The organism is Variovorax sp. J2P1-31 (assembly GCF_030317215.1).
Lineage (GTDB): Bacteria > Pseudomonadota > Gammaproteobacteria > Burkholderiales > Burkholderiaceae_C > Variovorax.
Map to the genome: position 1 here is coordinate 474,551 of NZ_JASZYA010000003.1, position 20,595 is coordinate 495,145.

Sequence of the window (20,595 nt, forward strand, 5' to 3'; positions counted from 1 at the left end):
GTCGGCGCCTGCGTTACCAGGCGCGCGCGACTTCGGCGAAACCGGCCGGCGCGCGCTTCTCGTCGTCGAAGGTGACGATCTCGAAGGCGTCGGGGTGCGCCAGCAGCTCGCGCAGCAGCTGGTTGTTCATCGCATGGCCCGAGCGGAAGGCGCTGTAGGCGGCCAGCAGCGGTCGGCCGACCACGTAGAGGTCGCCCATCGCGTCGAGGATCTTGTGCTTCACGAACTCGTCGTCGTAGCGCAGGCCGCCGACGTTCAGCACCTTGGTGTCGTCCATCACGATCGCGTTGTCGAGCCCGCCGCCCAGGGCCAGGCCCTTGCTGCGCATGTACTCGACTTCCTTGGTGAAGCCGAAGGTGCGCGCGCGCGCGATGTCGCGGCTGTAGGAGCCCAGCCCCAGGTCGAACTCGACGCGCTGGCCGGTGGAGTCGACCACCCGGTGGTCGAAGTCGATCTCGAAACTCAGCTTGAAGCCGTGGTAGGGCTCGAGCCGCGCCCACTTGGCGTTGGCGCCCTCGCCTTCGCGCACTTCCACGGGCTTCAACAGCTTGATGAAGCGCCGCGGCGCGTTCTGCAGCGCGATGCCCGCGCTCTGCAGCAGGAACACGAAGGAGGACGCGGAGCCGTCGAGGATCGGTACCTCGTCGGCCGTGATGTCGATGAGCAGGTTGTCGATGCCCAGGCCCGCGCAGGCCGACATCAGGTGCTCGATGGTCTGCACCTTGGCGCCGCCGTTGGAGACGGTCGACGCGAGGCGCGTGTCGGTGACGGCCTCGGCCGTCATCGGAATGGAAACGGGTTCGGGCAGGTCGACGCGGCGGAACACGATGCCCGTGTCCGGCGCCGAGGGCCGCAGCGTGAGCTCGACCCGCTGCCCGCTGTGCAGCCCCACGCCGACGGCGCGGGTGATGGACTTGAGGGTTCTTTGTTGCAGCACGGACGTGATTTTAAGAGCGCGCCGTTCCCCGCGGGCCACGCTCCAGACTATCTTGCCCATAGCCAACGGGATTGATGGGATGGGAAGCGTCGCGAGCGGCCCGAGCTCACGCCGAGCAGCGCAGCCGTACTCAGGTACGGCGAGCAGCACAGGTGCGAGATCGGGTCGCGCAGCAGCTTCACACCCATCAATCCGCTTGGCGGCGCAGGAAGGCGGGGATCTCGAAATCGTCCATGCCGCCCGAAGACAGCGCGTCGACCTTGGCCGCGGCCATCGTGCGGTTGGTGCGCCACACGCTGGGCACCGCCATGCCTTCGTAGTTGGGCTGGCCGTGCGCGCCGGCGTGGCCCATGCCACCCATGGTCGGCACGTTGAACGGGATGTTGTCGGTGCCGGTGCGGATCACTTCCAGCAGCGGTGCCTGGCGGCGTGCGTCGGCACGCGACAGGCCGGTGGCGACCACCGTCACGCGCATCTCGTCGCCCAGGTTCTCGTCGTAGGCGGCGCCGTAGATCACGTGCGCGTCGGGCGAAGCGTAGGCGCGGATGGTGTTCATCGCCAGCTTCGATTCCGACAGCTTCAGCGAGCCCTTCGAAGCCGTCACCAGCACCAGCACGCCCTTGGCGCCCGAGAGGTCGATGCCTTCGAGCAGCGGGCAGGCCACGGCCTGTTCGGCGGCGATGCGCGCGCGGTCCGGGCCGCTGGCCGCGGCCGTGCCCATCATGGCCTTGCCGGGTTCGCCCATCACGGTGCGCACGTCTTCGAAGTCGACGTTCACGCCGCCGTACTCGTTGATGATCTCCGAGATGCCGCCGACGGCGTTCTTCAGCACGTCGTTGGCGTGCGCGAAGGCTTCCGCCTGCGTCACGTCCTCGCCCAGCACTTCGAGCAGCTTCTCGTTCAGGATCACGATCAGCGAGTCGACGTTGGCTTCGAGCTCGGCCAGGCCGCTGTCGGCGTTGGTCATGCGCTTGCCGCCTTCCCAGTCGAAGGGCTTGGTCACCACGCCCACGGTCAGGATGCCCATTTCCTTGGCGATGCGCGCGATCACGGGGGCCGCGCCGGTGCCGGTGCCGCCGCCCATGCCGGCGGTGATGAACAGCATGTGCGCGCCGTCGATGGCCGCGCGGATCTCGTCCACCGCCAGCTCGGCCGCTTCACGGCCCTTGTCCGGCTTGCCGCCGGCGCCCAGGCCGTTGTTGCCCAGCTGGATCAGCTTGGGCGCGTTGCTGCGCGACAGCGCCTGCGCGTCGGTGTTCGCGCAGGAGAACTGCACGCCCTGCACGCCGCGCTCGATCATGTGCGCGACCGCGTTGCCGCCGCCGCCGCCGACGCCGATCACCTTGATCTGGGTGCCTTGGTTGAACTCTTCCATTTCGATCATTTCGATGGCCATTTGGAACTCCTAATTTCTTGCTGCTGCAGTTGCTGTTGTTTCAATGAATTTTTCTTGTCGTTCACCGGATGCGTGTCATGAGGGCGGCCCGGTGCGTCGCCATCGCTCATTGAAATGACGAGGGGGGCTTCCGCGCGCCAGCCACAGTGGGTAATGCGTCATGTCAGAAGTTCCCCACGATGAAGTCCTTGAAGCGGCCGAAGGCGGTCTTCACGGAACCGTTTTTCTGGGCCACCTTGTAGCCGCGCATGCGGGCAAAGCGGGCTTCCTCGAGCAGACCCATCACCGTCGCGGCACGGGGCTGGGCCACCATGTCGGACAGCGCGCTCGCATATTTGGGGATGCCGCGGCGCACCGGCTTGAGGAAGATGTCCTCGCCCAGTTCCACCATGCCAGGCATCACGGCGCTGCCGCCGGTCAGCACGATGCCCGACGACAGCACTTCCTCGTAGCCGGATTCGCGGATCACCTGCTGCACCAGCGAGAAGATCTCCTCGATGCGCGGCTCGATCACGCCGGCCAGCGCCTGCTTGCTCAGCATGCGCGGGCCGCGGTCGCCCAGGCCGGGCACTTCCACCTGAGTGTCGGGGTCGGCCAGCAGCTGCTTGGCGTAGCCGTTCTCGACCTTGATGTCCTCGGCGTCCTTGGTCGGGGTGCGCAGCGCCATCGCGATGTCGCTGGTGATCAGGTCGCCCGCGATCGGGATCACCGCGGTGTGGCGGATCGCGCCGTTGGTGAAGATCGCCACGTCGGTGGTGCCGGCGCCGATGTCGACCAGGCACACGCCCAGTTCGCGCTCGTCCTCGGTCAGCACCGCCTGGCTCGAGGCCAGCGGGTTCAGCATCAGCTGGTCGACCTCCAAGCCGCAGCGGCGCACGCACTTGATGATGTTCTCGGCCGCGCTCTGGGCGCCGGTCACGATGTGCACCTTGGCCTCCAGGCGCATGCCGCTCATGCCGATCGGCTCCTTGACGTCCTGGCCGTCGATCACGAACTCCTGCGGCTCGACCAGCAGCAGGCGCTGGTCGCTGGAGATGTTGATCGCGCGCGCGGTCTCGACCACGCGGGCCACGTCGGCCGGCGTGACTTCCTTGTCCTTGACCGCCACCATGCCGCTGGAGTTGATGCCGCGGATGTGGCTGCCGGTGATGCCGGTGTAGACCCGCCCGATCTTGCAGTCGGCCATCAGCTCGGCCTCCTTCAGGGCCTGCTGGATGCTCTGCACGGTGGCGTCGATGTTCACCACCACGCCGCGCTTCAGGCCGTTGCTCGGCGCCACCCCCAGGCCGGCGAGCTTGAGTTCGCCGTTGGGCAGCACCTCGGCCACCACCACCATCACCTTGGCGGTGCCGATGTCGAGGCCGACAACCAGGTCTTTGTATTCTTTGGGCATGAAATGTCCTCGGTATTCGCTTATTTCTTCTTGGGGTCGGTGACGACCGTGGTGACGCCGCGCATGCGCAGCGCATAACCCTCGTTGTGGCGCAGGTCCGCGCCCTCCACCGAGGCCACGGTGCGCCCGTACTGCGCGGCCACCTGCTTCACGGTGCGCAGGAAACGCTCGGTGCGCACCACCACCTCTTCGCTGCGTCCGCGGCCGAGCTCGACCGTGGCGCCGTTGTCCAGCAGCACATGCCAGCTGCCGCGGCTCGACAGGCCCAGTTCCTCGACCGTCAGGTCGTAGGGTTTGAACAGCGGCGCCAGCAGCCGGTACATGCCCAGGACCTGGCTGGCCTGCTCGATCGGGCCGTCGAGGCGCGGCAGGTCGTCGTCGACCTCGGCCGTGTTGGCTTCGAACACCTCGCCGAAGCCGTTGACCATCTTCGAAGCCGTCTCGTCGCCCCAGTGCGCGACCGGCACGTGCTCGGTCAGCGTGGCGCGCAGCCGGTTCGGGAACTCGCGCCGCACCACCGCCTTGCGCACCCAGGGCACCGACTCGAAGGCGCTGCGCGCGCGCGCCAGGTCGACGGTGAAGAAGTTGCCGGCCAGCTGCGGCGCCACGTTGGCGCGCAGGGTGACGGCGTTGTTGTGCGTGACCTCGCCGTCGACCTTGAGGCCGGCGATCGGGAAGAAGGGCTGCCGCAGCACCCACCACGCGCCCGCCGCCAGCAACACCAGCGCGAACGACACGAACACCAGCGTGGCCGTGAAGTTCATCAGCTTGACGTCGAAGGGGACGGGGGCGGTGGTGGCCATGGGGCTAGACCTTGCCTTCCGAATCCAGGGCCGCGGAAGCGAGCACGCGCACGCACAGGTCCTCGTAGGCGATGCCCACCGCGCGCGCCGACATCGGCACCAGCGAATGGGTGGTCATGCCGGGCGAGGTGTTCATCTCGAGCAGGAAGGGCTTGCGGTCGCTGGCGCGGATCATCACGTCGGCGCGGCCCCAGCCGCGGCAGCCCAGCGTGCGGTAGGCGGCCAGCGCGATGCGCTGGATCTCGCGTTCCTCGGCCTCGGGCAGGCCGCTCGGGCAGTGGTACTTCACGTCGTCGGTGAAGTACTTGTTCTGGTAGTCGTAGGCGCCTTCGGGCGCGGCGATGCGCACCACCGGCAGCGCCTGCGCGTCGAGGCCGTGGCCCAGCACCGCGCAGGTGACTTCCTCGCCCTCGATGAATTCCTCGCACAGCACGTCGGCGTCGTACTTCGCCGACAGCGCGACCGCGTCCTGCATCTCGGAGTAGCCCTGGACCTTGGTCACGCCGATGGACGAACCCTCGCGCGGCGGCTTGACGATCAGCGGCAGGCCCAGCAGGTCGGGCACCACGCGGACCTGCTCGCGGCTCTGCTGGTCGGCCGCCAGGCGCACGTACTTGGGCGTGGGCAGGCCGTCGGCCACCCAGATGCGCTTGGTCATGACCTTGTCCATCGCCACGCTCGAGGCCATCACGCCCGAGCCGGTGTAGGGGATGCCCAGCAGTTCGAGCGCGCCCTGCACCGTGCCGTCTTCGCCGTGGCGGCCGTGCAGCGCGATGAAGCAGCGCGCGAAGCCTTCGCGCTTGAGTTCGACCAGCTCGCGCTCGGCCGGGTCGAAGGCATGGGCGTCGACGCCGCGCGCGCGCAGCGCCTCCAGCACGCCGGTGCCCGAGAGGATGGAGATGTCGCGCTCGGCCGAGGTGCCGCCGAACAGCACGGCGACCTTGCCCAGGGAGGAAACGGAAGAAGTGGGAATGGATGGTGTGCTCACAGTGCACGCCCCTCGGAGGTGAAAGAAACCGTCTTCGGCGAGGCGGCCGCGCCGCCCAGCTCGACCACCCGGCCCGGCACCGCGCCGATCGAACCGGCGCCCATGCAGACCACGACATCGCCCGCACGGGCGTTGTCCAGGATGGCCTGCGCCATCGCGCCGATCTCGTCGACGAACACCGGCTCGACCTTGCCGGCCACGCGCAATGCGCGCGTCAGGGCCCGGCCGTCGGCCGCCACGATCGGCGCTTCGCCGGCCGCATAGACCTCGCTCAGCAGCACGGCGTCGGCCGTGCCCAGCACCTTGACGAAGTCCTCGAAGCAGTCGCGCGTGCGGGTGAAGCGGTGCGGCTGGAAGGCCAGCACCAGCCGGCGGCCCGGGAAGGCGCCACGCGCGGCGGCGATGGTGGCCGCCATCTCGACCGGATGGTGGCCGTAGTCCTCGATCAGCGTGAAGGCGCCGGCAGTGGCCGCATCCTTCGCCGCCACGTCGCCGTAGCTCTGGAAGCGCCGGCCCACGCCCTTGAAGTCGGCCAGGCCGCGCTGCACGGCTTCGTCGGGCACGCCGAGCTCGACTGCCATCGCGATCACCGACAGCGCGTTGAGCACGTTGTGCTCGCCCGCCAGGTTGAGCACGATATCCAGGTCGGGCAGCGTCACGCCGTTGCGGCGCTGCGCGGTGAAATGCATCTGCGCGCCCACCGCGCGCACGTTGACCGCGCGCACCTGGGCTTCTTCGTTGAAGCCGTAGCTGGTCACCGGGCAGGTCACCTCCGGCACGATGGCGCGCACCGCGGCGTCGTCGGTGCACAGGATCGCCACGCCGTAGAAGGGCATGCGGTGCAGGAAATCGACGAACGCCTTCTTGAGGTTGCCGAAGTCGTGCCCGTAGGTCTCCATGTGGTCGGCGTCGATGTTCGTGACCACCGCCATCACCGGCAGCAGGTTCAGGAAGGACGCATCCGACTCGTCGGCCTCGACCACGATGTAGTCGCCGCTGCCCAGCTGCGCATTGGCGCCGGCGCTGTTGAGCCGGCCGCCGATCACGAAGGTCGGGTCGAGCCCGGCCGCGGCCAGCACGCTGGCCGCCAGGCTGGTGGTGGTGGTCTTGCCGTGCGTGCCGGCGATCGCGATGCCCTGCTTGAGGCGCATCAGCTCGGCCAGCATCATGGCGCGCGGCACCACCGGGATGCGCTTCTCGCGCGCGGCCAGCACCTCGGGGTTCTCGGACTGCACCGCGGTCGAGGTCACGACCGCATCGGCGCCCGCGATGTTGGCCGCGGCATGGCCCACATAGGTGGTGATGCCCAGGCCCGCGAGCCGGCGCAGCGTGGCGCTGTCGCTCAGGTCGGAGCCGGAGATCCGGTAGCCCAGGTTGAACAGCACCTCGGCGATGCCGCTCATGCCGGCGCCGCCCAGGCCGACGAAGTGGATGTGGCGGATGGCGTGCTTCATGCGCGGCTCCCCTTCTTCTTTTTGTCGGCGAGTTCTTCGCAGGCGCGGACCACCAGGTCGACCGCCTCGGTCTTCTGCATCGTCTTGGCCTTCGAGGCCTTGTCCACCAGGGTGGTTCTTTCGGTTTTCTGTAGCAAGTCGGCCAGCAATTCGGGAGTGAGTTCGGTCTGCTGGACGAGCCAGCCGCCACCCGCGTCGACCAGGAATCGCGCGTTGGTGGTCTGGTGGTCGTCCACCGCCGAGGGGAAAGGCACGAACAGCGCTGCTGCGCCGACGGCCGCGATTTCGGTGACGGTGCTGGCACCGGCGCGCGCGACGATCAGGTCGGCCGTGGCGTAGGCCTCGGCCGTGTCGTCGATGAAGGGGGTGAGCTCGGCGTCGACGCCGGCGGCCGCATAGTTGGCGCGCAGCTCGTCGATCTGCTTGGCGCCGCTCTGGTGCAGCACGATCGGCCGCTCGGCGGGCGCGATGCGCGCCAGCGCCTGCGGCACGATGGTGTTGAGCGCGCGCGCGCCCAGGCTGCCGCCCACGACCAGCAGCTTCAACGGACCGCTGCGGCCCAGGAAGCGCACGACCGGGTCGGGCTGCGAAGTGAAGGCCGCGCGCAGCGGGTTGCCGACCCATTCGGCGTTCTTCAGCACCTTCGGGAAGGCGGTGAAGACCCGGTTGGCGACGCTGGCCAGCACCTTGTTGGCCAGGCCCGCGACCGAGTTCTGCTCGTGCAGCACCAGCGGGCTGCCCAGCAGCACGCTCATCAGGCCGCCGGGGAAGGTGATGTAGCCGCCCAGGCCGATGACCACGTCGGGCTTCACGCGGCGCAGCACGCCGACGCTCTGCGCGAAGGCGCGCAGCAGGCGCACCGGCAGCATCAGCACCGTGAGCGGACCCTTGCCGCGCAGGCCGCCGAACTGCACCGGCTCGAAGGCGAAGCCGCGCGGCGGCACCAGCTGCTGCTCCATGCTGCCGGGCGCGCCCAGCCAGTGCACTGTCCAGCCGCGCGCGCGCAGCGCCTCGGCCACGGCCAGGCCGGGGAAGATGTGGCCGCCGGTGCCGCCGGCCATGACCAGTGCGGTGCGGCTCATATGCGGCCTCCCCGCATGAGGACGCGGTTCTCGTAGTCGACCCGCAGCACCACCGCCAGCGCGATCGAGATCATCAGGATCGCCGAGCCGCCGAAGCTCATCAGCGGCAGGCCCAGGCCCTTGGTCGGCAGCGCGCCCAGGTTCACGCCCATGTTGATGAAGGACTGGAAGCCGATCCAGATGCCGATGCCCTGCGCCACCAGTCCGGAGAACACGCGGTCGAGCGCGATCGCCTGGCGGCCGATGTGCATGATGCGGCGCGTGAGCCAGAGGAACAGGCCGATCACCAGCAGCACGCCGATCAGGCCGAACTCCTCGCCCAGCACGGCCAGCAGGAAGTCGGTGTGGGCCTCGGGCAGCCAGTGCAGCTTCTCGACGCTGCCGCCCAGCCCGACGCCGAAGATCTCGCCGCGGCCGATCGCGATCAGCGAGTGCGAGAGCTGGTAGCCCTTGCCCAGCGCATGCGCTTCGCTGAAGGGGTCGAGGTAGGCGAAGATCCGTTCGCGCCGCCATTCGCTGGTCATCACGATCAGCGCGAAGGCCGCCACCACCAGCGTGGCGATCACGAAGAACATGCGCGCGTTGACGCCGCCCAGGAACAGGATGCCCATGGCGATGACCGCGATCACCATGAAGGCGCCCATGTCGGGCTCGGCCAGCAGCAGCATGCCGACCACCACCACCGCCACGCCCATCGGCAGCACGGCGCGGAAGAAGCGTTCCTTGATCTCCATCTTGCGCACCATGTAGCTGGCGGCATAGAGCACCATCGCGAGCTTGGCGAGCTCGGAGGGCTGGAAGTTCATGATGCCCAGCGGCAGCCAGCGGCGCGCGCCGTTGACCACGCGGCCCACGTGCGGGATCAGCACCGCCACCAGCAGCAGCAGCGAGACGACGAACAGCCAGGGCGCGATGCGCTCCCAGGTCTGCATCGGGATCTGGAAGGCCAGCAGCGCCGCGACGAAGGCGATCGCGATGAACAGCACATGCCGCGTGAGGAAGAACATCGGCCCGTAGCCGGCGCGCGCGAAGCGCGGGTTGTCGGGCAGCGCGATCGAGGCCGAATAGACCATCACCGCCCCCCAGGCCAGAAGCGCCAGCGTGACCCACAGCAGCGCCTGGTCGAAGCCCAGCACGCGCATCGGCGCGGCCTTGGTCTGCGACATGGTGCCGCCGCCCAGCCGCACCGGCAGGTGCATTGGCAAGGCATCGATGCCGCTCTTGGCGGCGCGCGTGAACCAGCCCTTGAGGCGGCCCGGCGCTTCGTTGGGGGTGGCGGCGCTGGCGTTGTTCATGCCGAATGTCCTTCGTCGATGCCGTCGCAGGACGACTCGGGCAGGGCCTGCACCGCCTCGCAGAACACCGCGGCGCGGTGGCCGTAGTCCCTGAACATGTCGAAGCTCGCACAGGCCGGCGACAGCAGCACCGCGTCGCCCGGATGGGCGCGGCGCGCGGCCAGCTGCACGGCCTGTTCCATCGATTCGGCGTGCACGATCGTGACGCCGGTGTCGGCCAGCGCGGCCTCGATCACCGGCGCGTCGCGCCCGATCAGCACCACCGCGCGCGCGAACTGGCGCACCGGCGCGGCCAACGGCGTGAAGTCCTGGCCCTTGCCGTCGCCGCCCAGGATCGCGACCACGCGGCGCTCGGCGCCGAGGCCGCCCAGCGCGGCGACCGTGGCGCCCACGTTGGTGCCCTTGCTGTCGTCGAAGTACTCGACCTGGTCGAGGATCGCGACCGATTCGACGCGGTGCGGCTCGCCCTGGTACTCGCGCAGGCCGTAGAGCATCGGGCCCAGCGGGCAGCCGGCGGCGCTGGCCAGCGCGAGCGCGGCCAGCGCGTTGAGCGCGTTGTGCTGGCCGCGGATGCGCAGCGCATCGGCGGGCATCAGGCGCTGCAGGATGATGTCCTCTTCCTGCGCCGCCGCGCCGCGCTTGCGCTTGATGGTTTCGTCGGCCTCGAGCGCGCGCACCAGCCAGGTCATGCCGTTGACGCGTTCGATGCCGAAGTCGGAAGGCCGCAGCGGCAGCCCGGCGCCGAAGGTGATGTGGGTGCGGATCTGCGGACGCTGCAGCTTGACGCGCACCGGCGGCGGCAGCATCGCCATCACGCCGGCGTCGTCGCGGTTGAGGATCATCAGGCCGCGCGCGCCGAAGATGCGCTGCTTGGCGGCGCTGTAGGCGGCCATGTCGCCATGCCAGTCCAGGTGGTCCTGCGTGAGGTTGAGCACGGTCGCGGCCGTGGGCTCGAAGCCCTGCACGCCGTCGAGCTGGAAGCTGGAGAGTTCGAGCACCCAGACCTCGGGCAGCGTGTCGGCATCCAGGTGCGCGCTCAGCGTGTCGAGCAGGGTCGGGCCGATGTTGCCGGCCACGGCCACGGTCTTGCCCGCGCGCTCGACCAGCTGGCCGGTGAGCGCGGTGACCGTGGTCTTGCCGTTGGTGCCGGTGATGGCCAGCACCGCGGGCTCGTAGCCCTTGGGTGCCGCGGGCACGGCGACCGGCAGCGGTTCGGGCGCGGGGGCGGCTTCCTCGACCGCGGCCGAGGCCGGGTTCGAGACCGCCAGTTCGGCGATGCGCGCGACGAACTCGGCCGCCTCCTTGGCGGCGCTGGGGACGTAGGGCTGGCCGGCGGTCGGCTGGCGAAGGGCTGCGGCGGGCACGGCCGGCGCTTCGGTCGCGGCGGCATCGGCCGGCGCGGCTTCTTCGGGCTGCGCCACCGCCACATGGGTCGACGGATCGCGCGGCGCGCTCTCGGCCATCGCGTCCGGCGTGGCGGCCGGTTCGGGCTCGACGGCTTCCGCCTCGGTCGTTTCGGTCGGCGGCGCCACGGCCTCCGGCGCGTCGACAGGCGCTGGCGCCTCCGGCACCGGCTCGGCGGCGACCGGCTCCTCGATGGCTTGCGGCGCCATCTCGATCTGCATCTGGGCGTCGGGTTCGGGTTCGACTTCGGGCTCGGCCGCGACGGGCGGCAGCTCGACGGTGCGCAGGTCGCTCAAGGCGCGCGCGAACAGGTCGAGTTCGCCGCCCACCGGCAGGCCGACCGCGCGCGCCGCATCGACCACCGGGGCCAGCGTGGCGGGCGTCAGGCCGGGCGAGCAGTACACGGCGCGCACAGAGGTGCCTTCGATCAGCGCAGCGCTCAGCGGCCCGCCGACGAAGGCCACCTCAGGCCATTCGGCCTGCAGCCGACCGAGCAGCGCCGGCGCTTCGCGCGTGTCGGCCACCGTGACCCGCGCGCCGTGGCGCGCGCACCAGCGCGCCATCGCCAGCCCGGACGCACCGAGGCCGAGGACGAGGACGGGGAGGTCTTTCAGGTGCCGCATGGTTCGGTTACCGCAGCTTCAGCGTCGACAGGCCCACGAGGCACAGCAGCATCGTGATGATCCAGAAGCGCACCACGACCTGCGTCTCGCGCCAGCCGCTCTTCTCGAAGTGATGGTGCAGCGGCGCCATCTTGAGGATGCGCCGGCCTTCGCCGAAGCGCTTCTTGGTGTACTTGAAGTACGCGACCTGCGCCATCACCGAGATCGCCTCGACCACGAAGATGCCACCCATCACGAAGAACACGATCTCCTGGCGCACGATGACCGCGATGGTGCCCAGCGCGCCGCCCAGCGCCAGCGCGCCGACGTCGCCCATGAAGACCTGCGCCGGATGGGTGTTGAACCACAGGAAGGCCAGGCCCGCGCCGGCCATGGCCGAGCAGAACACCAGCAGCTCGCCCGAGCCGGGGATGTGCGGGAACAGCAGGTACTTCGAATACACCGAGCTGCCGGTCACATAGGCGAACACGCCCAGCGCCGAGCCGACCATCACCACCGGCATGATCGCCAGGCCGTCGAGCCCGTCGGTGAGGTTCACCGCGTTGCTCGCGCCCACGATCACCAGGTAGGTCAGGATCACGAAGCCGATGCCGCCCAGCGGGTAGCTGATCTCCTTGAAGAAGGGCACCAGCAGGTTGATCTTGGGCGAGAACTCGAGCGCGAAGCCCGAGCGCACCCAGGCCGCGAACAGTTCCAGCACGCGCCAGTTGGAGCTTTCCGAGATGCTGAACAGCAGGTAGAAGCCGGCCACCAGGCCGACCAGCGACTGCCACAGGTACTTCTCGCGCGAACGCATGCCCTCGGGGTCCTTGCGCACCACCTTGCGCCAGTCGTCGACCCAGCCGATGGCGCCGAAGCCCAGCGTGACCCACAGCACGATCCAGACGAAGCGGTTGCTCAGGTCGAACCACATCACGGTCGAGAACGCGATCGAGAACAGCACCAGCACGCCGCCCATGGTCGGCGTGCCGCTCTTGCTCAGGTGCGTTTCCATGCCGTAGCCGCGCACCGGCTGGCCGATCTTGAGCGCGGTCAGGCGGCGGATCGCGTAGGGGCCGACCGCCAGGCCGATCAGCAGCGCGGTGGTCGCCGCCATCAGCGCGCGGAAGGTCAGGTACTGGAAGACGCGCAGGAACCCGAGTTCGGGCGACAGCGTCTGCAGCCATTGGGCCAGACTCATCAGCATGGGGTGTTGCGCGGTTCATGCGGCATGACCGGCCTCCTTGTTGTTGTTGTTGTTGTTGTCGTCGTCGTTCGACGCGAAATTCGCGGCGGCGGCCGTCACGGCCTGCACCACCCGTTCCATGCGCATGGAGCGCGAGCCCTTGACCAGCACGCTGGCGGTCCGGGGCAGCTGTTCGCGCACCGCGGCCTGCAGCGCGTCGATGTCGGCGAAGTGCCGGCCGTCGCGGCGCTGGCGCGTGTCGTCGAAGGCCGCGACGCTGTGCGCCGTGGCCTCGCCCAGCGCGAACAGCACCTCGATGCCCTGCTCGCGCGCCCAGTTGCCGACTTCGGCATGGAAGCCTTCGGACTGGTCACCGACCTCGGCCATGTCGCCCAGCACCAGCAGGCGCGGGCCGGGCAACGCGGCCAGCACGTCGATGGCGGCGCGCACGGAGTCGGGGTTGGCGTTGTAGCTGTCGTCGATCAGCACCAGCGTGCGGTCGTCGGCCATCGGCAGCTCGAGCGCGCGCGAGCGGCCCTTGACCGGCTCGAAGGCCGCCAGGCCCTCGGCGATCTTCTCGATCGAGACACCGGTGGCCAGCGCGCAGGCCGTGGCGGCCAGCGCATTGATCACGTTGTGGCGCCCGGCGATGCGCAGCGTCGTCTGGAAAGCGCCGAGCGGCGTGCGCACTTCGACCTGCCAGGCGCCGTGCGCCCAGGTGGCGCCGCCCAGCGAGATGTCGGCATCGGGCGTGTCGCCGAAGGTCATGCAGCGGCGCGTTCCGCCTTCGCGGGCGATCTCGTTCCACAGCGGCGTGAAGTCGTCGTCGGCCGGGAACACCGCGGTGCCGTTGTCGGGCAGCGCCGAGAACACGGCCGCGTTCTCGAGCGCCACCGCCTCGACGGTGCGCATGAACTCCTGGTGCTCGCGCTGCGCGTTGTTGACCAGCGCGATGGTGGGCTTGGCGATGGCGGCCAGCCGCGCGATCTCGCCCGGGTGGTTCATGCCCAACTCGACCACGGCCAGCTGGTGCTGCGGACGCAGCCGCAGCAGCGTGAGCGGCAGGCCGATCTCGTTGTTGAAGTTGCCGACGGTGGCGAACGCGCGCTCGCCCCAGGCCGCCTGCAGGATCGTCGCGATCATCTGCGTGACGGTGGTCTTGCCGTTGCTGCCGGTCACGGCCACCAGCGGCAGGTCGAATTGCGCGCGCCAGCCGGCCGCCAGCGCGCCCAGGGCACGCAGCGTGTCGGGCACCTCGAGGCCGGCCAGGCCGGCTTCGCGCAGGCCGCCGTGGGCGATGGCCGCGACGGCGCCGCTGGCGCGCGCGTCGGCCAGGAAGGCGTTGGCGTCGAAGCGCTCGCCCTTGAGCGCGACGAACAGGTCGCCCGGCTGCAGCGTGCGGCTGTCGGTGTGCACGCGCGCGATCGGCGTGGCGGGGTCGCCCACCAGGCGCGCCTCGGGCACCCAGGCCAGCAGCTGACCCAGCGTCATCATGGCGGCGTTGGCTTGCGTCATGCGGCACCCCTCGCGGTCAGCGCGTCGATCGCATGCACGCGGTCGGAGAAGACGATGCGTTCGCCCGCGATCTCCTGCCAGGCCTCGTGGCCCTTGCCGGCGATCAGCACCACGTCTTCGGGCGCGGCCTGGGCCAGCGTGGCGGCGATGGCCGCGGCGCGGTCGGGCTCGACCTGCGCGGCTTCCGGGCGGCTCAGGCCCAGCAGGATCTGGCTCAGGATGGCGGCCGGCTTCTCGCTGCGCGGGTTGTCGCTGGTCAGCACCACGCGGTCGGCCTGGCGCTCGGCCACGGCGGCCATCATCGGCCGCTTGGTCGCATCGCGATCGCCGCCGCAGCCGAACACGCACCACAGCTTGCCGCCGCGCTGCGCGGCCAGCGGCTGCAGCCCGGCCAGCGCCTTGTCCAGCGCATCGGGCGTGTGGGCGTAGTCGACCACCGCCAGCGGCCGGCCCGGCAGCGCGATGCGCTCCATGCGGCCGGGCACGCTGTGCAGGCCGCGGCAGGCACCGACCGCCTCGGCCAGCGTCATGCCCAGCGCGCGCAGCGCACCGATCACGCCCAGCAGGTTGGCCACGTTGTACTGGCCGATGAGCTGGGTGGCGAGCGGCTGCGGTGCCGCGCCCTGCTCGACCACCTCGAAGGACAGGCCTTCGGCGCCGTGATGGATGTTCTGGGCCATCAGCCGCGCGGCGCCGCCGTTGGCGGAGGTGGTCCAGATGTCGAGCGCGCCGGTGCCGCGGTCGATCAGCTGGGCCACCAGGCTCGCGCCGTGCAGGTCGTCGATGTTGACCACCGCCGCGCCCAGGCCCGGCCAGCGGAACAGCTCGGCCTTGGCTTCCCAGTAGGCGTCCATGTCGCCGTGGTAGTCGAGGTGGTCCTGCGTGAAATTGGTGAACACCGCGACGCGGATCTCGCAGCCGTCGAGGCGGCGCTCGGCGATGCCGATCGACGAGGCCTCGATGGCGCAGGCGCTGAAGCCGCGCGCCACGAAGCCGCGCAGCTCGCGCTGCAGCATCACCGGGTCGGGCGTGGTCAGGCCGGTGTGGACCATGTCGGGCGGCACGCCGATGCCCAGCGTGCCGACCAGCGCGCAGGGACCCTGGCCGGGCCGCTGCGACAGCGCCTCGGCCAGCCACCAGGCGGTCGAGGTCTTGCCGTTGGTGCCGGTCACGGCGATCAGCGGGATCTGGCTCGAGGGCTGGCCGTAGAAGGAGGAAGCGATCGGGCCGGTGGCGGCCTTGAGGCCGGTGAAGGACGCGATGCCCTCGTGTTCGAAACCGAAGGCCTCGACGCCCTCGCGCTCGACCAGGCAGGCCACCGCGCCCTGGGCCAGCGCCGCGGCCACGTGGGCGCGGCCGTCGGTGGCGGCGCCGGGCCAGGCGATGAAGGCATCGCCGTCGCCCACGCGGCGGCTGTCGGCATGCAGGTCGCCCGGCACGCACGAACGCAGCCAGTGCGCGGCTTCGTTGGGGCTGGAAAGAAGGATGTCGTCGTCCATTAGAAACTCTCGTCGACGCCCTTGGTCAGGACCAGCGGCTTCACGGCCAGGTCGGGTGCCACATTCATCATGCGCAGCGTCTGCTGCACCACTTCGCTGAACACCGGGGCGGCGGCGATGCCGCCGAAGTAACGGCCGTCGCCGGGCTCGTCGATCATCACGCCGACGATGATGCGCGGCGTCTCGATCGGCGCCATGCCGGTGAACCAGGCGCGGTACTTGTTGCTGGCGTAGCCCTTGCCGACCTGCTTGTGCGCGGTGCCGGACTTGCCGCCGACGGAATAGCCCACGGTCTGCGCCAGCTGGCCGGTGCCGCCGGGGCCCGCGGCCATCTGCAGCATCTTGCGCACCGCGTGCGCGTTCTCGGCCGAGAACACGCGCACGCCGACGGCCGGCTCCGGACTCTTGAGCATGGTCACGGGGATGATGCTGCCGTCGTGCGCGAAGGAGGTGTACGAATGTGCCATCTGAAACAGCGAGGCCGACAGGCCGTAGCCGTAGGCCATGGTGGCCTGCTCGACCGGCTTCCAGTTCTTCCAGGGCCGCAGCCGGCCCGTGACGGCGCCGGGGAACTGGATCTGCGGCTTCTGGCCGTAACCCAGGGCGGTGTAGGTGTCCCACATCTCGTGGGGCGTCATCTTCTGCGCGATCTTGAGCGCGCCGACGTTGCTGGACTTCTGGATCACGCCCTCGACCGTCAGCGCGCCGTAGTTGTGCGTGTCGCTGATGGTGAAGCCGCCGATCTGGTAGCGGCCGGGGGCGGTGTCGATGATGGTCGACGGCTTGACGCGGCCGGCCTCGAGCGCCATGCCCACGGTGATCGGCTTCATGGTCGAGCCGGGCTCGAAGGTGTCGGTGATGGCGCGGTTGCGCAGCTGCTCGCCGGTCAGGTTCTGGCGCTTGTCGGGCACGTAGCTCGGGTAGTTGGCCAGCGCCAGCACTTCGCCGGTGATGGCGTCGAGCACCACCACGCTGCCGGCCTTGGCCTTGCGCGCGATCACCGCGTCGCGCAGCTTCTGGTAGGCGAAGAACTGCACCTTGCTGTCGACGCTGAGCTGGATGTCCTTGCCGTCGAGCGGCGGCACGGTCTCGCCCACGCCCTCGACCACGCGGCCCAGCCGGTCCTTGATCACGCGGCGCGAGCCGGCCTTGCCGGCCAGCTCCTTGTCGAACGCGAGTTCGATGCCTTCCTGGCCGTGGTCTTCCACGTTGGTGAAGCCCACCACGTGCGCCGCGGCCTCGCCTTCGGGGTACTGGCGCTTGTATTCCTTGCGCTGGTAGATGCCCTTGAGGTTGAGGTCGGCGATCTGCTTGGCGATGGGCGCATCGACCTGGCGCTGGATCCAGACGAAAGTCTTGTCCTCGTCCTCGAGCTTCTTGTCGAAATCCTTCTGCGCCATGCCCAGCAGCTGCGCGACCTGCCGGAGCTTGGCGCGCACCTCGGGGTCGTTGCGCTCCACGTCTTCGGGAATGGCCCAGATGCTGGGCGCGACCACGCTGGACGCGAGCAGCAGGCCGTTGCGGTCGAGGATGCGGCCGCGGTTGGCCGGCAGTTCGAGCGTGCGCGCGAAGCGCACCTCGCCCTGGCGCTGGAAGAAGTCGTTGCCGATCACCTGTACATAGGTGGCGCGGGCGGCCAGCACCACGAAGCCCAGCGCGATCGCGGCCACGATGAACTTGCTGCGCCAGACCGGCGTCTTGCTCGCGAGCAAGGGGCTGGTCGTGTACTGGACGCTGCGGCTGTTGCGGGCCATCAGCCCCCCCTTCGCGCTGGCGCCGGCGCCGGTGGGGGCGCCGGGATCGGCGGGATCACCGTGCCGTCGGGACGCACGTACTGCGTGATCGCCGGCGTGGTGGTGCGCATCTTGAGCTGCTCCTTGGCCAGCTTCTCGACCCGCAGCGGCGTGGCCTGGGCCCGCTTCTCGACCTGCAGCCGGTCGCCGTCGACCTCGAGGCGGCGCGCCTCGGTGTTGGCGCGGTCGAGCTCGGTGAACAGCAGGCGCGAGCGGTACTGCGTGTGCACGAGGAACAGCGCGGTCGCCATCACGGCCATCAGCAGGAGCACGTTGAGCCGCGCCATGTCAGGCCTCGGTGCGTTCGGCGATCCGCAGGATCGCGCTGCGCGAGCGCGGATTGCCCGCCACCTCGGCCGCCGACGGCCGGACCCGGCCCAGCGCGCGCAGCTTCATCACCTTGGGCGCCGCGAAGGGCGCGCGGCGGTCGTAGACCTCCTTCGAGTGGCTCGCGATGAACTGCTTGACGATGCGGTCTTCGAGCGAATGGAAGGCGATCACCGCGAGCCGCCCGCCGGGTTCGAGCACCGAGAGGCTGGCCTCTAGCGCTTGTTGCAGCTCTTCAAGCTCGGCGTTGATGAAAATCCGAAGAGCCTGAAATGTGCGCGTTGCAGGGTTCTGGCCCTGCTCGCGGGTTTTGACCGCGCCAGCCACGAGCTCGGCCAGCTCGGTGGTGGTTGAAATTGGGCCCCGTTCTTGTCGGCGAGCATCAATCGCCTTTGCAATCTGAACAGCAAACCGTTCTTCGCCATAGTCACGAATCACCTCTGCAATCTGCTGAGTTTCGGCCGTCGCCAGCCAGTCGGCCACGCTTTCGCCGCGCGTGGTGTCCATGCGCATGTCGAGCGGGCCGTCGAAACGAAAAGAAAAACCCCGTGCGGGGTTGTCGATCTGCGGAGAGCTGATGCCCAAGTCCATGAGCAAGCCGGTCACGCTGCGCGGCGGCAGCTCCCCCAGATCCTTGAAACCCTGGTGCCGGATCGAAAAACGCGCATCGGTGATGCGCGCTGCTTCGGCCACCGCTTCCGCGTCCTTGTCGAACGCGATGAGCCGGCCCTCCGGCGCCAGTTTTTCCAGCAGCCGCCGGGTGTGCCCCCCGCGGCCGAAGGTGGCATCCACGAAGGTGCCACCGAGTGCGTCCGGCCGGTCGGCGGTCAGTGCGTCGACCGCTTCATCCAGCAAGACGGTGGTGTGGGTCCATGAAGTGTCCAAGGCGGTACTCGTCATCAGAAGGCGAGGTCCTGGAAGGACTCCGAAGCGAGGCCGGCCTGGATGGCTTCGGCCTCCTTGGCATCGTGCGTGGCCTTGTCCCACAGCTCGAAGTGGCTGCCCATGCCCAGCAGCAGCGCGTCGCGCGAGATGTTGGCCGCGGCGCGCAGCTCGGGCGAGACCAGCACGCGGCCGGTACCGTCCATGTCGACGTCCATCGCGTTGCCCAGGAACAGGCGCTTGAGCCACTGGTCCTTGAGCGACATCGCGGCGATGCGTTCGCGGAACTGCTCCCAGGCCGGGCGCGGGAAGATCATCAGGCAGCCGTGCGGGTGGCGCGTGATCGTGAGTTGACCGCCGGCCGTTGCGGCCAGCACGTCACGATGCCGGGTCGGCACGGAAAGCCGACCCTTGGCATCCAGACTCAGCGATGAAGCGCCTTGAAACACGGCCACGAAACCCTTGTGATGGGACAGCGCGGGCACCTCGACGAGGCACAAACCGACACTTTTTCCCACTTAACTGCACTTTTTTCCACTGTAGCAGCAAAGTTCAGGCGTGCAATCAGGCGTCGCGAGTATTTTTTGTAATGGAATCAACGACTTAGCGCGGTTTCCGAACCTTCGGAAACCGCGAATTCCGTTGCAAATGAAGCACTTAGCTCACGCAGTGAATGTGTTGCGTGAAGCCATGGGCCGTGGCGGCCCGCCTCAAAGGATGAAACGCGACAGGTCCTCGTCGTGACTTAGTGCCGCCAGCCGCTGATCGACGTAGGCCGCGTCGATGCGCACGGTCTGCCCCGAGAGCTTGGTCGCGTCGAAGCTGATCTCGTCGAGCAGCCGCTCCATGACCGTCGACAGCCGCCGCGCGCCGATGTTCTCGGTGCGCTCGTTGACCTCGAAGGCGATGCTCGCCAGCCGCGTGATGCCCTCGGGCGTGAAGTCGATGGTCACGCCTTCGGTGGCCAGCAGGGCCTGGTACTGCTTGACCAGCGAGGCGCGGGTCTGCGTGAGGATGGCCTCGAAGTCGGCCACCGACAGCGACTGCAGCTCGACGCGGATCGGGAAGCGGCCCTGCAATTCGGGAATCAGGTCGCTGGGCTTGCTCACGTGGAAGGCGCCGCTGGCGATGAACAGGATGTGGTCGGTGCGCACCACGCCGTACTTGGTGCTCACGGCCGTGCCCTCGACCAGCGGCAGCAGGTCGCGCTGCACGCCCTGGCGCGACACGTCGCTGCCCTGCGCCTCGGCGCGGGTGGCGACCTTGTCGATCTCGTCGATGAAGACGATGCCGTTCTGCTCGGCGTTGGCGATGGCCTGGGCGCGGATCTCCTCCTCGTTGACCAGCTTGCCGGCCTCCTCGTCGATCAAGAGGCGCATCGCCTCGGCGATCTTGAGCTTGCGCGTCTTGCGCTGCCCGCCCCCCATCTGGCCGAACATGCCGCGCAACTGCTCGGTCATCTCCTCCATGCCGGCCGGGCCCATGATCTCGAGCGGCGTGCGGGTCTCGGCCAGGTCGAGCTCGATCTCCTTGTCGTCGAGTTCGTGCTCGCGCAGCTTCTTGCGGAAGGCCTGGCGGGTGGGATTGGGGGCGTCCAGGGCGGTGGCCGCACCGTCGGCACCGCGCGCGGGCGGCAGCAGCACGTCGAGGATGCGCTCCTCGGCCGCGTCCTCGGCGCGCATGCGCACCTTGGTGCTTTCCTTCTCGCGCGTCTGCTTGACCGCGATCTCGGCCAGGTCGCGGATGATCGCGTCGACGTCCTTGCCGACATAGCCGACCTCGGTGAACTTGGTGGCCTCGACCTTGATGAAGGGCGCATCGGCCAGCCGCGCCAGGCGGCGCGCGATCTCTGTCTTGCCGACACCGGTCGGGCCGATCATCAGGATGTTCTTGGGCGTGATCTCGTGGCGCAGCGCGCCCTCGACTTGCTGGCGGCGCCAGCGGTTGCGCAGCGCGATGGCCACGGCGCGCTTGGCGTCCGGCTGGCCGACGATGTGGTTGTCGAGTTCGGAGACGATCTCCTGCGGAGTCATGGACAT

The 20,595-nt window shown here is 69.3% G+C and carries 17 protein-coding genes; all 17 read right to left on the bottom strand.

Annotation, left to right across the window (positions count from 1 at the left end):
* Positions 1-13: 13 nt before the first annotated feature.
* Positions 14-937: a UDP-3-O-acyl-N-acetylglucosamine deacetylase gene (gene lpxC / locus QTI20_RS22200; protein ID WP_183024638.1), complete on the bottom strand. Its 924-nt coding sequence runs from the start codon at positions 935-937 to the stop codon at positions 14-16.
* 187 nt (positions 938-1,124) lie between these two features.
* A complete protein-coding gene (gene ftsZ, locus QTI20_RS22205) occupies positions 1,125-2,333 on the bottom strand; it encodes a cell division protein FtsZ (RefSeq protein ID WP_183024639.1) in 1,209 nt (402 codons plus the stop codon).
* A gap of 163 nt (positions 2,334-2,496) precedes the next feature.
* Positions 2,497-3,726, bottom strand: a complete 1,230-nt coding sequence (gene ftsA, locus QTI20_RS22210; protein WP_183024640.1) for a cell division protein FtsA — start codon at positions 3,724-3,726, stop codon at positions 2,497-2,499.
* Between the two features lie 20 nt (positions 3,727-3,746).
* Positions 3,747-4,529, bottom strand: a complete 783-nt coding sequence (locus QTI20_RS22215) for a cell division protein FtsQ/DivIB (protein WP_286554273.1) — start codon at positions 4,527-4,529, stop codon at positions 3,747-3,749.
* A gap of 4 nt (positions 4,530-4,533) precedes the next feature.
* The gene (locus QTI20_RS22220) at positions 4,534-5,517 is read right to left on the bottom strand and encodes a D-alanine--D-alanine ligase (RefSeq protein ID WP_286554272.1); all 984 of its coding nucleotides are present in this window, start codon (positions 5,515-5,517) and stop codon (positions 4,534-4,536) included.
* A complete protein-coding gene (gene murC / locus QTI20_RS22225) occupies positions 5,514-6,971 on the bottom strand; it encodes a UDP-N-acetylmuramate--L-alanine ligase (RefSeq protein WP_286554271.1) in 1,458 nt (485 codons plus the stop codon). Before murC ends, QTI20_RS22220 begins: the two co-directional genes overlap by 4 nt.
* A complete protein-coding gene (gene murG / locus QTI20_RS22230) occupies positions 6,968-8,053 on the bottom strand; it encodes an undecaprenyldiphospho-muramoylpentapeptide beta-N-acetylglucosaminyltransferase (protein ID WP_286554270.1) in 1,086 nt (361 codons plus the stop codon). The genes murC and murG overlap by 4 nt, the downstream gene beginning before the upstream one ends.
* Positions 8,050-9,348, bottom strand: a complete 1,299-nt coding sequence (gene ftsW, locus QTI20_RS22235; protein WP_503011437.1) for a putative lipid II flippase FtsW — start codon at positions 9,346-9,348, stop codon at positions 8,050-8,052. Before ftsW ends, murG begins: the two co-directional genes overlap by 4 nt.
* Positions 9,345-11,375 carry a UDP-N-acetylmuramoyl-L-alanine--D-glutamate ligase gene (gene murD, locus QTI20_RS22240; RefSeq protein WP_286554269.1) on the bottom strand — a complete coding sequence of 677 codons (2,031 nt, stop codon included), beginning with the start codon at positions 11,373-11,375 and terminating at the stop codon, positions 9,345-9,347. Before murD ends, ftsW begins: the two co-directional genes overlap by 4 nt.
* A 7-nt stretch (positions 11,376-11,382) precedes the next feature.
* Positions 11,383-12,561: a phospho-N-acetylmuramoyl-pentapeptide-transferase gene (gene mraY / locus QTI20_RS22245; RefSeq protein ID WP_286554267.1), complete on the bottom strand. Its 1,179-nt coding sequence runs from the start codon at positions 12,559-12,561 to the stop codon at positions 11,383-11,385.
* A gap of 15 nt (positions 12,562-12,576) precedes the next feature.
* On the bottom strand, positions 12,577-14,055 hold the full coding sequence (locus QTI20_RS22250; RefSeq protein WP_286554265.1) for a UDP-N-acetylmuramoyl-tripeptide--D-alanyl-D-alanine ligase: 1,479 nt from the start codon (positions 14,053-14,055) through the stop codon (positions 12,577-12,579).
* Positions 14,052-15,554 (bottom strand): UDP-N-acetylmuramoyl-L-alanyl-D-glutamate--2,6-diaminopimelate ligase, encoded by a 1,503-nt coding sequence (locus tag QTI20_RS22255; RefSeq protein ID WP_286554263.1) that lies wholly within the window; start codon positions 15,552-15,554, stop codon positions 14,052-14,054. The genes QTI20_RS22250 and QTI20_RS22255 overlap by 4 nt, the downstream gene beginning before the upstream one ends.
* Entirely contained in the window at positions 15,554-17,308 is a 1,755-nt protein-coding gene (locus QTI20_RS22260; protein ID WP_286554261.1) for a peptidoglycan D,D-transpeptidase FtsI family protein, read from the bottom strand. Before QTI20_RS22260 ends, QTI20_RS22255 begins: the two co-directional genes overlap by 1 nt.
* Positions 17,308-17,634, bottom strand: a complete 327-nt coding sequence (gene ftsL / locus QTI20_RS22265) for a cell division protein FtsL (protein ID WP_183024650.1) — start codon at positions 17,632-17,634, stop codon at positions 17,308-17,310. The genes QTI20_RS22260 and ftsL overlap by 1 nt, the downstream gene beginning before the upstream one ends.
* Position 17,635: 1 nt before the next feature.
* Positions 17,636-18,574: a 16S rRNA (cytosine(1402)-N(4))-methyltransferase RsmH gene (gene rsmH, locus QTI20_RS22270; protein WP_503011436.1), complete on the bottom strand. Its 939-nt coding sequence runs from the start codon at positions 18,572-18,574 to the stop codon at positions 17,636-17,638.
* Positions 18,574-19,005 (bottom strand): division/cell wall cluster transcriptional repressor MraZ, encoded by a 432-nt coding sequence (gene mraZ / locus QTI20_RS22275; protein ID WP_286554822.1) that lies wholly within the window; start codon positions 19,003-19,005, stop codon positions 18,574-18,576. The genes rsmH and mraZ overlap by 1 nt, the downstream gene beginning before the upstream one ends.
* A gap of 261 nt (positions 19,006-19,266) precedes the next feature.
* Positions 19,267-20,595 carry an ATP-dependent protease ATPase subunit HslU gene (gene hslU, locus QTI20_RS22280; protein WP_286554260.1) on the bottom strand — a complete coding sequence of 443 codons (1,329 nt, stop codon included), beginning with the start codon at positions 20,593-20,595 and terminating at the stop codon, positions 19,267-19,269.